The 14,294-nt window shown below is 42.7% G+C and carries 13 protein-coding genes; 11 read left to right on the forward strand and 2 right to left on the reverse strand.

Features of this window, described 5'->3' with window-relative positions; genetic code table 11:
* Nucleotide 1: 1 nt before the first annotated feature.
* The 11 genes from O6P32_RS01955 (at nt 2) to O6P32_RS02005 (ending at nt 12,026) form a co-directional block, all read left to right on the forward strand.
* Entirely contained in the window at nt 2-1,117 is a 1,116-nt protein-coding gene (locus tag O6P32_RS01955; RefSeq protein ID WP_269876497.1) for a glycosyltransferase, read from the forward strand.
* A 54-nt stretch (nt 1,118-1,171) separates the two neighbouring features.
* The gene (locus O6P32_RS01960) at nt 1,172-1,972 is read left to right on the forward strand and encodes a glycosyltransferase family 2 protein (protein ID WP_269876498.1); all 801 of its coding nucleotides are present in this window, start codon (nt 1,172-1,174) and stop codon (nt 1,970-1,972) included.
* A 209-nt stretch (nt 1,973-2,181) separates the two neighbouring features.
* Complete coding sequence (gene rfbA / locus O6P32_RS01965; RefSeq protein WP_178267099.1) at nt 2,182-3,087, forward strand: glucose-1-phosphate thymidylyltransferase RfbA; 906 nt, start codon at nt 2,182-2,184, stop codon at nt 3,085-3,087.
* A 1-nt stretch (nt 3,088) separates the two neighbouring features.
* Nucleotides 3,089-3,661 carry a dTDP-4-dehydrorhamnose 3,5-epimerase gene (rfbC, locus tag O6P32_RS01970; protein WP_269876500.1) on the forward strand — a complete coding sequence of 191 codons (573 nt, stop codon included), beginning with the start codon at nt 3,089-3,091 and terminating at the stop codon, nt 3,659-3,661.
* Nucleotides 3,662-3,680: 19 nt separating this feature from the next.
* Nucleotides 3,681-4,595, forward strand: a complete 915-nt coding sequence (rfbD, locus tag O6P32_RS01975) for a dTDP-4-dehydrorhamnose reductase (RefSeq protein WP_269876501.1) — start codon at nt 3,681-3,683, stop codon at nt 4,593-4,595.
* A gap of 24 nt (nt 4,596-4,619) precedes the next feature.
* Nucleotides 4,620-5,765: a dTDP-glucose 4,6-dehydratase gene (locus O6P32_RS01980; RefSeq protein WP_269876503.1), complete on the forward strand. Its 1,146-nt coding sequence runs from the start codon at nt 4,620-4,622 to the stop codon at nt 5,763-5,765.
* 200 nt (nt 5,766-5,965) lie between these two features.
* Nucleotides 5,966-7,627 (forward strand): hypothetical protein, encoded by a 1,662-nt coding sequence (locus O6P32_RS01985; protein ID WP_269876505.1) that lies wholly within the window; start codon nt 5,966-5,968, stop codon nt 7,625-7,627.
* Nucleotides 7,628-7,842: 215 nt separating this feature from the next.
* Nucleotides 7,843-9,270: a carbon starvation CstA family protein gene (locus O6P32_RS01990; RefSeq protein WP_269876506.1), complete on the forward strand. Its 1,428-nt coding sequence runs from the start codon at nt 7,843-7,845 to the stop codon at nt 9,268-9,270.
* A gap of 281 nt (nt 9,271-9,551) precedes the next feature.
* The gene (locus O6P32_RS01995) at nt 9,552-11,030 is read left to right on the forward strand and encodes a capsule assembly Wzi family protein (RefSeq protein ID WP_269876507.1); all 1,479 of its coding nucleotides are present in this window, start codon (nt 9,552-9,554) and stop codon (nt 11,028-11,030) included.
* Between the two features lie 20 nt (nt 11,031-11,050).
* Entirely contained in the window at nt 11,051-11,494 is a 444-nt protein-coding gene (locus tag O6P32_RS02000; RefSeq protein WP_269876508.1) for a lipocalin-like domain-containing protein, read from the forward strand.
* Nucleotides 11,495-11,510: 16 nt separating this feature from the next.
* The gene (locus O6P32_RS02005; protein ID WP_178265402.1) at nt 11,511-12,026 is read left to right on the forward strand and encodes a UpxY family transcription antiterminator; all 516 of its coding nucleotides are present in this window, start codon (nt 11,511-11,513) and stop codon (nt 12,024-12,026) included.
* Here the strand turns inward: O6P32_RS02005 and O6P32_RS02010 are convergent.
* The gene (locus O6P32_RS02010; RefSeq protein ID WP_178265401.1) at nt 12,013-12,402 is read right to left on the reverse strand and encodes a GtrA family protein; all 390 of its coding nucleotides are present in this window, start codon (nt 12,400-12,402) and stop codon (nt 12,013-12,015) included. The genes O6P32_RS02005 and O6P32_RS02010 overlap by 14 nt on opposite strands.
* A 102-nt stretch (nt 12,403-12,504) precedes the next feature.
* Nucleotides 12,505-14,262, reverse strand: coding sequence for an aspartate--tRNA ligase (aspS, locus tag O6P32_RS02015; RefSeq protein WP_178265400.1), 1,758 nt, complete (start codon nt 14,260-14,262; stop codon nt 12,505-12,507).
* Nucleotides 14,263-14,294 lie beyond the last annotated feature (32 nt).

The following is a 14,294-nucleotide window of genomic DNA, read 5'->3' on the forward strand; positions in this document are numbered from 1 at the left end:
CATGAATAAAATTCATATATGTTACCTTGTATCATCTTTATGTAACGAGGGACCTGTCAATGTGATGTATAATATCATTCAATATATTGATTTTTCAAAATTTGAAGTTTCTATCATTACTTTGATTCCGGAAAAGAAAAACTCACGGCTACAAGAGTTCAAACAATTTCCTATTCACATCTATCAACTAGCCCCAAATACAAAATTATCACCAATCAAGCTATTTCAGGTTTTGAAGCAAAAGGTTATAGAAATTAACCCCGATGAACTTCACTCACATTGTGCACGCTCTTTATATTTAATGTGCTTTCTTCCCAAAAAATTTAAAAGAGTATATACAATCCACATATATCCAGGTTTACAACAACAGATTATGTATGGAAAGTTAAAAGGCAATATAGTTATAGCTTTAAATAATTTCTTTACAAAAAGATGTGATTTGCCGATTGGATGTGCTGAAAGTGTAGGAGAATTGTACAAGCAATATAAAGGCTGGAATATTTTAAGTATTCCCAATGGTTCATCCCTACCTATATGGCAATATAATGAACAAGAAAAACAAACATTAAAAAAAGAACTTGGTCTAAAAGAAAATATAAAATACTTTATCTTTATAGGGCGTTTCTCGAAAGAAAAGAATCCAGATATTCTTGTTGAAGCTTTTAATAAAATTACGTCCAATAATATTGGTATAATTATGTTGGGACAAGGTCCCATGTGGGATGAGTTGAATAAAATCAAGAATAGAAATATAATCATGCCTGGATTTACAACACGGGTTTATGATTATTTAAAAGCATCGGATTATTATATCTCGGCTTCGGATGTAGAAGGATTAGCCAACACTATTTTGGAAAGTATGTCGGTGGGCTTACCAATGTTATTATCCGATATTCCGTCACATCAAGAGGTTCTTGCCAACATTAGAGATACACAAACAGGATACATCATCAACCATAAGAATCCACAAGACATTATTCACAAAATAGAAAAGATTATCAATCTTGATTCCAACACAATAAGAAACTGCATACAAAATCTGTATTTACAAAAATACACTGCTCAGATTATGTCAGAATCATATCAGCAGGCATATATACAATTACTAAAGCAGTAAGTATAACTTACATCTCTCCTATTATATATCTAAGAAAATCTTAAGAAATAAGATATGTACACATTATCCATTATTACTGTAGGTATGAATCATCTTTCATACCTCAAGGCTTTGTTGCACTCAATTTTCAAAGAAAACACTCCACAGGCCAGCTTCGAAATGATTTATGTCGACAACTGTTCTACAGATGGCTCCGTTGAATTTATCTCCCAAAATTATCCAGAAGTGAAGATTATAAAAAATACAATTCCATTGGGATTTGGAGAAAACAACAACAAAGGAGTATTTGCATCTACTGGAAAATATGTAGCAATCATCAATCCTGACATTGTATTAATGAAAGACAGCTTAGATAAGCTATTACAATGTATGCAGCAAAATCCACAAGCTGGTATTGTTGTTCCACAGCTTCTCAATCCAGACCACTCTATTCAATATTCAGTCAGAGGATTCATTTCATTAAAGGCACTATTTGCTCGTATAATATCTAAAGGAAAAGACAGTACAAATAACAAAACAGTAAGCGAATATCTCTGTAAAAATTTAAACTTCAAAAAAACTCAAGCTGTAGACTGGGCCATTGGTGCTGCATTGTTTATGTCCAAAGATACCTATGCAGAACTAGGCGGATTCGATTTGGATTATTTTCTATATATGGAAGATGAAGATATTTGCCTAAGATGCTGGAAAATGAAAAAGCCTGTGATATATTGTCCTGATGCCAAAATGATTCATAATCATTTAAGAGCCAGTGCCAAGCTAGGAAAAAAAACACTTTTACATGTTAAAAGTATGTGCACTTTCTTTAAAAAACACGGATTTTCCATCAAAAATCCTAAAGCTGAAATAAAATAATTTCTAAACCCTAATAATTAGAAGTTTATATTCTAAAGCAAATTAGAAGAATTCAAGAAATTGTCATATACATACACTAATATTTTAAAGGCATATTCTACTAAATTTGAATTCTTCAACCCAAATATCATCAAACATTTCTTGATGAATTTCTATCTATTTATAAGCAATTCTATTACGAAAATCATTTTACATTTTAATTTATATTTATGAAAGGTATCGTTTTAGCCGGCGGTAGCGGTACACGCTTGTACCCTATCACCAAGGGAGTAAGCAAACAGATGCTCCCTGTTTTCGACAAACCGATGATTTACTATCCAATCTCTGTATTGATGCTGGCCGGCATCCGCGAGATTCTGATTATCTCTACACCACAGGATCTTCCGGGATTCCAGCGTCTGCTGGGCGACGGAAGCAACTTCGGTGTACGCTTTGAGTACGCAGAACAGCCTTCTCCCGACGGCCTGGCTCAGGCTTTCATTATCGGGGAGAAATTCATTGGAAACGACTCGGCCTGTCTGGTGCTGGGTGACAACATCTTCCACGGGAATGGATTCAGCGCCATGCTGCACGAAGCGGTACGCACTGCAGAAGAGGAACAGAAGGCTACCGTATTCGGCTACTGGGTAAGCGATCCGGAACGATACGGGGTAGCTGACTTCGACAAGGACGGAAACTGTCTGTCGATAGAGGAAAAGCCGCTGCACCCGAAATCGAACTATGCGGTAGTGGGTCTGTATTTCTACCCGAACAAGGTGGTGGAAGTGGCGAAAGGTATCAAGCCATCGGCTCGCGGAGAGCTGGAAATTACAACTGTGAACCAGCGGTTCCTGGAAGACGGGGAACTGAAGGTACAGACGCTGGGACGTGGTTTTGCATGGCTGGATACGGGAACACACGACTCACTGGCGGAAGCTTCTACCTACATTGAAGTGATAGAGAAACGTCAGGGACTGAAAGTGGCGTGTCTGGAAGGTATTGCTTTCCGTAAGGGATGGATTACTGCAGACAAACTGCGTGAGGAAGCCCAGCCGATGCTGAAGAATCAGTACGGACAATATCTGCTGAAAGTGATTGAAGAAGTGGAACGCACAGGTAAAGAAAACTTGGATTGATATGAATGTAATTAAAACAGATATAGAAGGTGTGGTGATTATCGAACCGCGCCTGTTTAAAGACGACAGAGGGTATTTCTTCGAATCGTTCTCGGAACGGAACTTCAACGAACAGGTACGTACCGTGAAGTTTGTACAGGACAACGAAAGCAAGTCGGGTTACGGTGTATTGCGCGGACTGCACTTTCAGAAGCCGCCCTATGCACAGAGCAAGCTGGTACGTGTCATCAAGGGGGCTGTGCTGGACGTGGCTGTGGACATCCGCAAGGGTTCGCCGACTTTCGGAAAGCATGTGGCTGTGGAACTGACTGAGGAGAATCACCGCCAGTTCTTCATTCCACGCGGATTTGCACACGGTTTCAGTGTACTGACTCCGGAAGTGATTTTCCAGTATAAGTGCGACAACTTCTATGCACCGCAAAGCGAAGGGGCACTGGCATGGGATGATCCGGACCTGGGTATCGACTGGGGTGTACCGGCGGATAAGGTGATTCTGTCTGAAAAGGACAAGCATCATCCCCGACTGAAGGATGCCGACTGGCTGTTTGATTACAATGAAGATTTATACAAATAATAAGGGGAAGGAAACAATCATGAATATTTTAGTGACAGGCGCAAACGGTCAGCTGGGCCATGAAATGCGTATCATAAGCAAGAATACAGGATATCGCTTTCTGTTTACCGATGTGGTGGAAGCGGAAGGTGTGGAAACAACTTTTCTGGACATGACAGATGCCGATGCGGTATACGAAATGGTGAAGAAGGAAAAGATTGACTGTATTGTAAACTGTGCGGCTTATACCAATGTGGACAAGGCTGAGAGTGATGTAGAGCTGTGCCGGAAACTGAATGCTGAAGCTCCCAGGATTCTGGCAGAAGCCATGAAGGAGGCAGGTGGACTGCTGGTACAGGTGTCTACCGACTATGTATTCGGAGGGGATCCGTACAATACGCCTTGCCGCGAAGAACAGAAGGGTACACCGACCGGAGTATACGGACAGACCAAGCTGGAAGGAGAACAGTTTATCGAAGCGACCGGATGCGATCATGTGATTCTGCGTACGGCATGGCTGTACTCGGAATTCGGCAGAAACTTCGTGAAGACCATGCTGAACCTGACCGCTACCAAGCCGGCACTGAATGTGGTGTTCGATCAGGCAGGTACTCCGACCTATGCACTGGATCTGGCAGTAGCCATCAAGGCGGTGCTGGATGATTATGCTGCCGAACAGCCCAAGCAGGGATACAGCAAGACGGGAATTTACCACTTCAGCAACGAAGGGGTATGCTCGTGGTACGACTTTACCAAACGGATTGCAGAACTGGCAGGAAATACGGAATGTGATATCCAGCCGTGTCACAGCAATGAATTCCCAAGCCCGGTGACAAGACCGGCATATTCGGTGCTCGACAAGACAAAAATCAAACAGACTTTCAGTCTGAAGATTCCATACTGGACAGACTCGCTGAAAGTATGTATGGCTAATATGGATGCACTGAAAAAATAACGATTCAAAAAACGACTAGTAATTATGGAACAATTTAAACGCAATATTATCGTAACCGGCGGTGCCGGATTTATCGGAAGCCATGTGGTACGCCTGTTTGTAAACAAGTATCCGGAGTATCGCATCATCAATCTGGACAAGCTGACTTATGCAGGTAACCTGGCCAATCTGAAGGATATCGAGAACCAGCCGAACTATGTGTTCGTAAAGGCGGATATCTGTGACTTCGACAAGATGATGGAACTGATGCAGCAGTATCATGTGGACGGTATCATCCATCTGGCTGCAGAAAGCCATGTAGACCGCAGTATCAAAGATCCGTTTACCTTTGCACGTACCAATGTAATGGGTACACTGGCTCTGCTGCAGGCTGCCAAACTGTACTGGGAAGGATTACCTGAAAAATATAAGGGAAAACGTTTCTACCACATCTCTACCGATGAGGTGTACGGTGCGCTGGAGATGACACATCCGGAAGGTATCGAGCCTCCATTCACTACTACGGCTTCTTCTTCGGAGCATCACCTGGCATACGGTAAGGATTTCTTCTACGAAGATACCAAGTATAATCCGCACAGCCCCTACTCGGCTTCGAAAGCAAGTTCGGACCATTTTGTCCGTGCATTCCACGATACATACGGTATGCCGACTATCGTAACCAACTGCTCGAACAACTACGGACCGTATCAGTTCCCGGAAAAGCTGATTCCGCTGTTCATCAACAACATTCGTCACCGCAAGCCGTTGCCGGTATACGGTAAGGGAGAAAACGTGCGCGACTGGCTGTTTGTAGAAGATCATGCACGTGCGATTGATGTGATTTTCCACAACGGAAAGATTGCGGAAACATACAACATCGGCGGTTTCAATGAATGGAAAAACATCGACATCATCAAGGTGGTAATCAATACTGTAGACCGTCTGCTGGGTAGAAAAGAGGGTGAAGACATGGATCTGATTACCTACGTAACCGACCGTCTGGGACACGACATGCGTTATGCCATCGACTCTACCAAGCTTCAGAAAGAACTGGGATGGGAACCAAGCCTGCAGTTTGAAGAGGGTATCGAAAAGACTGTACGCTGGTATCTGGACAACCAGGAATGGATGGACAACGTGACTTCGGGTGACTATCAGAAGTATTATGAGGATATGTATAAAGGGAAATAAATCTTTTATTACAATCAGGATCAAATCATAACGATGTAATAATCTCTGATTAAAAAAGATAAATCCATCATTTTAACAGGTTTAATAAATCGCCACAATACAATAAAAGTATTGTGGCGATTTACTTTACGTCTACTTGTTATTTCCAATTTAATTTACTTACTTTGAAAAAAGTAAACAACCTATAAATACATATTACCATGAAAAAGATCTTATTTACGGCTATAATTGCTGTTTTCCTTTCTGCTTGTTCGGAAGGCGGAGTATTTCAGAAGGAAAAAAATTACACACCGCTGTATGTACTGCATAATCCTTTGCCACTCTATTATCCCGAAGTATATTATAATGAAGAGAATTTTACACAGTCTTATTATCCGGACTTTGTAAATTATCCGGATGACCGTATAAAACTGGGATTGAGAAAAGATGTATCGAAAGTAGAATATGCCCAACCAATAGGTGGTGCCGAGTATACTTTTGACGAGCAGGGTAAACTGCAATGGGCAAGCCACTTTTTCGACAAAGGGCGCATGCTGATTGAAGTATATGCATTTCGCTATGATGACAAAAACAGACTAATGGGAGTCTATCGAAATCCACAGAAAAATCCGCATGTGTCCAGTGATCAGACTTTTGAATATGATGAACAGGGACGACTTGTGAAACGAAAAGGAGGTATGATGTGGGCTAATCAGGTTTATTCATATTATAATGACGGAACATTGAAAGAAATTACTCCACAATATTTCAACAAGAGTAATGACAAAAAAGGAAAAATGATGTTTGATACATCGGGAAGACTGATCAGTATGGAAGCATACGGCAGTTCCAACCCATTTATGGAAGCTCATAACTGTACAGGCTCTATATGTACTTATACCTACGAAAAAGATAACGGATTGTGTACAGAAAAGCAGGAGAAATTTATCTATAAAGAAGATACAATAGTATGTACGAACCGATATACTTATAACGAAATGGGAGATCTGGCTTCGTGGGAGTACACAGGAGGTGTGTATCAGATTAATCTGAAAAGACACTCTCAATATATATTTTTCAATACTACATTGAGAGTTACATTTGCATATGAATATGACTCTCACGGAAACTGGACTACGATGCGAGTTACGGTTCCAGAAAATTTCATGGAATATGAATATCTTATCAGGGCATATGATGCTTTTCTCCGCTTTAGAGGACTGAAATATTACGACGGATACGAAAACCGGATATGGACCATAAACCGTCATATATCTTACTTCTCTACTTCTTCAAGTAAAAGTCTTGACGAAGTAAAAACCATAAAGGAAAAGACACAACAAGCTAAAGAAACAGTGAAAATAAATGCTCCTCGTTTTACAGCTGTGCAAGGATATGGATTATATGGCAAAGTAAAGAGTGTAACAAGTACGAATGGTATTATAGTATTTGATGAAAATGGTAACATTGTGCGCCGTGGTACAGACGAATATAGCTACCAAGGACCGGAAAAATATATGATAAATAAAGCAGTAGGGCCGTTCCGAATTACATGTGAAGGGAATTTACGCAAAGAAGTGGACGAGAATGGTATAGAAGGAACAACAGAATATGAATTTGATGAACATGGACGAGTCGTATGTCACCGTTACTTCAATGGAATGATGCCGGTTATAAGAAAATATACTTACGAAGGAACAGATAAACATCCATCTACAATAGAAGATCTATCAAGTTATGAAGAGGGTGAGGAAAGTACCAAATACAGATGTAAGTATCTGGAAACAGATAAATATGGTAACTGGACCAAACGGGAGATAACATGTTCAAGAAATAACAACTTAGAACGTACCACGGAAACTCGTACATTGGTATATTATTGAGCGTAGTCTGTCAAAAAGATAAGAAATCGCTACAGCCTCTATACAGAAGAGACCGTAGCGATTTTTGTTTATATATTTCTTTTATTTTATTCTTTTTTCGAACAATTCATTATTTTTGCACCGCACTTTGAAACGAACTATAAAATACAGGGTTCGGGGAGTACAAATAATTATGAAATAATAGAACGATTATTTTAACCAAAGATTAATACACGATGATTACATTTACTCTTTGTCTGGTGGCTTTGATAGCCGGATATTTTATTTATGGGAAACTGGCTGAACGTATTTTTGCACCTGATAACCGCTTGACTCCTGCCGTAACTGATGCGGATGGGGTGGATTATATAGTACTCCCGAACTGGAAAGTGTTTATGATTCAGTTTTTGAATATAGCCGGAGTGGGTCCTATTTTTGGAGCAATTATGGGAGCTATGTTTGGAAGTGCTTCTTTTCTGTGGATTGTGTTGGGCTCTATTTTTGCAGGGGCAGTGCATGATTATTTCTCAGGAATGCTGTCTTTACGAAATCATGGGGAAAGCTTGCCGGAACTTGTAGGAAGGTATCTGGGAAAATCTACCAAACAGGTGATGCGTGTATTTACCGTGGTACTGATGATACTGGTAGGTGCGGTATTTGTGGCGTCACCGGCTACCTTACTGGCGAAACTGACTCCGGAGCATCTGGATATTACGTTCTGGATTGTTGTAATCTTTATTTATTACATACTGGCTACGTTTCTGCCAATAGACAAGATTATCGGTAAGGTATATCCGATTTTTGCACTGGCTTTGATTTTTATGGCTTTGGGATTGCTGGTGATGCTATATGTAAACCATCCGACGCTGCCGGAACTGTGGGAAGGGCTGACCAATACGCATCCGAAAGCGGAAACGACTCCTATTTTCCCGATGATGTTTATCACCATTGCCTGCGGGGCTATCTCGGGATTTCATGCAACACAAAGCCCACTGATGGCCCGCTGTATGAAAAGTGAACGCAACGGACGGCCGATTTTTTACGGTGCAATGATTACAGAAGGTATTGTAGCACTGATCTGGGCGGCTGTGGCTACATATTTCTTTCACCAGAATGGTATGGGAGTAAGTGATGCTTCTGTAGTGGTTTTTGAAATCAGTAAAGAATGGTTGGGAGCTATAGGTAGTGTACTGGCGATATTGGGTGTGGTAGCGGCTCCTATTACCAGTGGGGATACGGCATTCCGCTCGGCACGACTGATTGTAGCGGATTTTATGAATCTTGAACAAAAGAGCTTGAAATCGCGTTTGTATATTTGTATTCCGATGTTTTGCGTTGCAGGGGCTATCTTGTTGTATAGTCTTCGTGACGCAGACGGATTCCAAGTGATTTGGAGGTATTTTGCATGGGCTAACCAAACTTTGGCGGTATTTACTTTATGGACCATCACAGTATGGCTGGTACGCGAAAGAAAAGGATTGTCGTTTATGATGACACTGATACCGGCACTGTTTATGACCATGGTTTGTCTGACATATATCACCGTAGCTCCAGAAGGAATAGGAATGAATAAGGGCTATATAGGATGGGTATCTTCTTTGTCTTTATTGATTAGCGTGATTTGCTTCTGCCGGTGGTATATGAAACAAAAAGCACAGAGATAGTACGGATATATAAGTCCGGCATTACCTTTGCTCAAAAACAAGCTTTTGGTTTGGTACCTGCACTTGCCTTCATGTATCTTTTCAGAAGACAGGAGACGGCTCGGCATAGCTCAAACTTGAAAACTGTGTTTTCGTTTGCCTCTGCTCTCGCCTTTCACTATCTTTTCAGAAGATAGGAGGCGGCTCGGCATAGTTCAAACTTGAAAACTGTGTTTTCATTTGCCTCTGCTCTCGCCTTTCGCTATCTTTGTCAAATTGTTTTTCAAACCCAAAAGCAACTTATGAATTTCAAGAAAACGAATCTATTTATTGCTGCTCTTTGTTTGTGTAGTGCTGCACAGGCGGAACAAGCGGACTCTACCCTAACCTACCGCATAGAGGCAAGTGGAAATGTATCGGAGGGTACATACGCACCGCTCTGGTTTACGGCTAACCGGTACGGACTGTCGAGCCAGGAACCAAACAGCGGATTTCTACGGGCTGGTATCGCGTATAACCGGCAACTGCCGCATCATTGGCGTATTCAGGCTGGACTGGACTTGGCTGGAACTGTAAACCAGACAAGCAACTTTGTAGTACAACAGGCTTATGGAGATATTTCCTGGCGTTTTCTTACATTGAGTATCGGTAGTAAGGAACGTACAGGCGGACCATTGGAAAAGAATGAACATTTAAGCAGTGGTATGCTGGTGGAAGGGAATAATGCACGTCCAGTGCCTCAGGTGCGGGGTGAGATTGCCGACTATGTATCGGTTCCGGGGACAAAGGGATGGCTGGCTCTGAAAGGCCATATCGCGTATGGTATGTTTACCGACGATAGCTGGCAAGAGAGTTTTGCCGCTGCAGGACAGTCGTACGGTAGGGATATATTGTATCATAGCAAAGCGCTGATGTTCCGAATCGGGAACAGGGAAAAACTGCCGCTGGAATTTGAATTCGGTTTGCTGGATGCAGCGCAATTTGCCGGAGATCAGATGAAAAAGAATGCGGACGGAAGCAGTACACTGGTACATGATATGCCGGACGGACTGGACAGTTTTATAAAGGCATTTCTACCGGTACGAAGTGAAGATAAAATGGCAAATGTAGAAGGAAACCATGTGGGCAGCTGGAACTTTGCCTTGAATTATTATTTACACGACTGGAAGTTCAGGGTATATCTGGAACATTATTTTGACGACCACTCGCAGATGTTCTGGCAGTATGGAAGATGGAAGGACGGACAGTTGGGTATTGATATCACTTTACCTAAAAACCGTTTCGTGAGTAATGTAGTATGGGAAATGATGTCGACAAAGGATCAGACCGGACCGATTTTGTATGATGGCTTTGCTGGCAGTTTTCCGGAATATCAGGTAAGTGCCGGAGATAATTATTATAACAACGGGGGGTATCAAGCCTGGCAACACTGGGGTTATGGAATGGGAAATCCTCTCCTGCCCGGTCCTATCTACAATCAGGATGGAAAAATTACATTCAAGAGTAACCGTGTACGCTCGCATCATGTGGGCATAGAGGGTAATCCGGCTACGGAGTGGAATTACCGGGTACTGGTATCGTTTGCCCGTCACTGGGGTACGTATTTCGTGCCATTGGATAAGCAGAGAAAGCAGTTCAGTTCGCTGTATGAGGTGACTTATACTCCGCAATGGACGAAAGGATGGAGTGTGTCGGCTGCTTTGGGAGTGGACCGGGGAAATTATCTGGGTAACTCTACCGGAGGAATGCTGACGGTAAGAAAGACAGGAGGTATCTTATAACTGAAAAAACGGAATAGTGTATGAATAAAAGAATATATACAGGACTTTTGGTTTTCTTACTCATACTGTTGGGGGGATGTGAAAAGGCTCCTATAAACAGCGATATAGAGGGTATGTGGAAACTGGAGGAATATACAACAACGGAAGATGGGGTAACGCATCCTTGCGAACGGATTTATTATAGCATCCAGCTGTGGGTGGTAGATATAGCGGAAAAGCAGGGTACAAAGGGATACGCACCGTCAATCGGACGATTTGCTTATGGTGAGGATGGAAATACGGTGATTATGAAGGATTTTTATTACCGGAAAGGAACGACAGACAGCAAAGAGCCGACCAAACTGGAAGACTTGCAGCCGTATGGACTGAATAGCCTGGAAACCACTTTCGAAATAGTAAAATCGGATGGTAAGAATATGGTATTGCGTTCGGATTATGCAACACTGACTTTCAGTAAATTTTAAATCAAGGTCTATACTCATGGGAAAAATAAACTGGTATGCTTTGTATGTGCGTATGCACCATGAAAAAAGAACAGCAGAAAGGTTAGCACAGATGGAAGTAGAATATTATCTGCCTGTACAGGAGGTGATACGCCAGTGGAGTGATCGGAAAAAGAAATTGCAGATGGTAGTAATACCGATGATGATCTTTGTACACACGGATGAAGTAAACCGCATCAAACTGATGCAGCAACTACCGAGTGTAACCGGAACTCTGATAGACCGCTGTACGCATCGGCCTGCCATCATTCGGGAGGATGAAATGGAGCGCTTCAAGTTTATGCTGGATTTCTCGGAAGAAGCCGTTACTTTTACAGACGGACCGATTCATCCGGGAGAAAAGGTGCAAGTACTGAAAGGGCCGCTGAAGGGCCTGACAGGTGAACTGATTGAAACGCACGGAAAAACCCGGGTAAGTGTACGGATTGAGAATCTGGGTTATGCGGCGGTAGAAATTCCAGCCGGATTTATTGAGAGACTCAACGAAAAGTGATGTATTTATTGCTCATGAAATTGACGGCTCCGTAAACAAACAGACCGAGGAATTGAGCCAGATACTCATTGCAATGAAAAATCTCTACCAACAATAGCAGAAAAAGAAATTGTGCGCTATAAGCTATAAGGAAAGCGCCGGAAAAGAATAGCATCTGATGCCAGATGTTATTTTTTTTTGTTTCTGTCTGCAGAGGAAAAATCCAGTATTTGGACCAGACGAAATTGTGTGCCTGCGCAATGACATAAGCTACAATATTGGCTAGCATATAGTCTTGGTTTGCATAATGCATCATAATACCGACTACAAGGGCAGTAATCAGCGCATTCAAGGTACCAATAACGGCAAAGCGGAAAATACGGACGGATTCTTTCATCTGTGTGTACACAAAAAAGAAGAGGATGCGCCGGATCATTACAAGAGTGACTGGAGTGTTCCGTCATTCCGGTACCGACACATCCTCTTCGTTTAGCTGAGATTATTCTTTGATGTCAATAACCAAATTCAATTCGTCAAGCTGCTTCTGATCGAGGTATCCAGGAGCATCGAGCATCACATCGCGACCGGAATTGTTCTTCGGGAATGCGATACAGTCGCGGATAGAATCCAAGCCAGCAAACAGAGATACCCAACGGTCGAGACCATAAGCCAGACCACCGTGAGGAGGAGCACCGAACTTGAAGGCATTCATCAGGAAGCCGAACTGTTCTTGTGCCTTTTCCGGAGTGAAACCAAGGATTTCAAACATCTTAGCCTGCAACTGTGAGTCGTGGATACGGATAGAACCACCTCCTACTTCTACACCGTTGATGACCATATCGTATGCATCGGCACGTACGGCTGCCGGATTAGTGTCGAGAAGTGCAATGTCTTCGTCTTTGGGGTGAGTGAACGGATGGTGCATTGCCATCAGACGGCCTTCTTCTTCACTCCATTCGAACATCGGGAAGTCGATTACCCAAAGACAAGCGAACTTGTTCTTATCGCGCAAGCCAAGCTGGTTACCCATTTCAAGACGCAACTCGCAAAGCTGTTTACGGGTTTTCATTGCATCATCTCCACTCAAAATAAGGATAAGGTCGCCTGGTTTTGCACCAAAGGCCTCTTTCATCTGCTGGAGAACTTCCTGTGTATAGAATTTATCTACGCTTGATTTTACATTGCCGTCTGCTTCTACACGGGCGTAAACCATACCTTTTGCTCCAATCTGAGGACGTTTTACGAACTCTGTGAGCTGGTCGAGCTGCTTACGAGTGTAGGTAGCTGCTCCTTCTGCACAGATACCGCCAATGTAGGCTGCATTATCGAATACAGAGAAGCCGTGACCTTTCATAATGTCCATCAGTTCTACGAACTTCATGCCGAAACGCAAATCGGGTTTGTCGCTACCATAGTATTTCATGGCATCGGCCCATGGCATACGGATGAAAGGTTCGGTGAGTTCTACACCACGCAGTTCTTTGAAGAGGTGTTTAGCCATTCCTTCGAAAGTCTGGATGATGTCTTCCTGTTCTACGAAGCTCATTTCACAGTCAATCTGTGTAAATTCCGGCTGACGGTCTGCACGAAGGTCCTCATCGCGGAAGCATTTCACAATCTGGAAGTAACGGTCGAAACCGGATACCATAAGCAGCTGTTTCAATGTCTGCGGAGACTGTGGAAGTGCATAGAACTGTCCCGGATTCATACGTGAAGGTACTACAAAGTCGCGTGCACCTTCGGGAGTAGAACCGATAAGCATCGGAGTTTCCACTTCGAGGAAGCCTTTGCTGTCGAGATAACGGCGTACTTCCATAGTCATGCGGTGACGGAGTTCAAGATTCTTGCGTACAGCATTACGACGCAAGTCAAGGTAGCGGTACTTCATACGGAGATCATCACCACCGTCTGTATTGTCTTCGATAGTAAACGGAGGGGTCTGTGCCGCATTAAGCACAACAAGTTCTGCTACGATGATTTCGATTTCACCGGTAGGAATGTTATTGTTTTTGCTGGAACGTTCGTTTACTGTACCAGTAGCCTGAATGACGTATTCACGTCCCAAGTGATTGGCACGCTCGCAAAGTTCAGCATTTATTTCTGTATTAAATACCAACTGAGTGATACCATAACGGTCGCGGAGATCGACAAAGGTCATTCCGCCCATCTTACGTACACGCTGTACCCATCCGGCCAGTGTGACGCTTTTGCCTGCATCGGCGAGTCGCAACTCACCGCAAGTATGACTTCTGAACATAAGTTTACTGTTTTTATCTTTAAGTGGCACAA

It is taken from the genome of Phocaeicola acetigenes, from assembly GCF_027529745.1.
Classification (GTDB): Bacteria; Bacteroidota; Bacteroidia; order Bacteroidales; family Bacteroidaceae; genus Phocaeicola; species Phocaeicola acetigenes.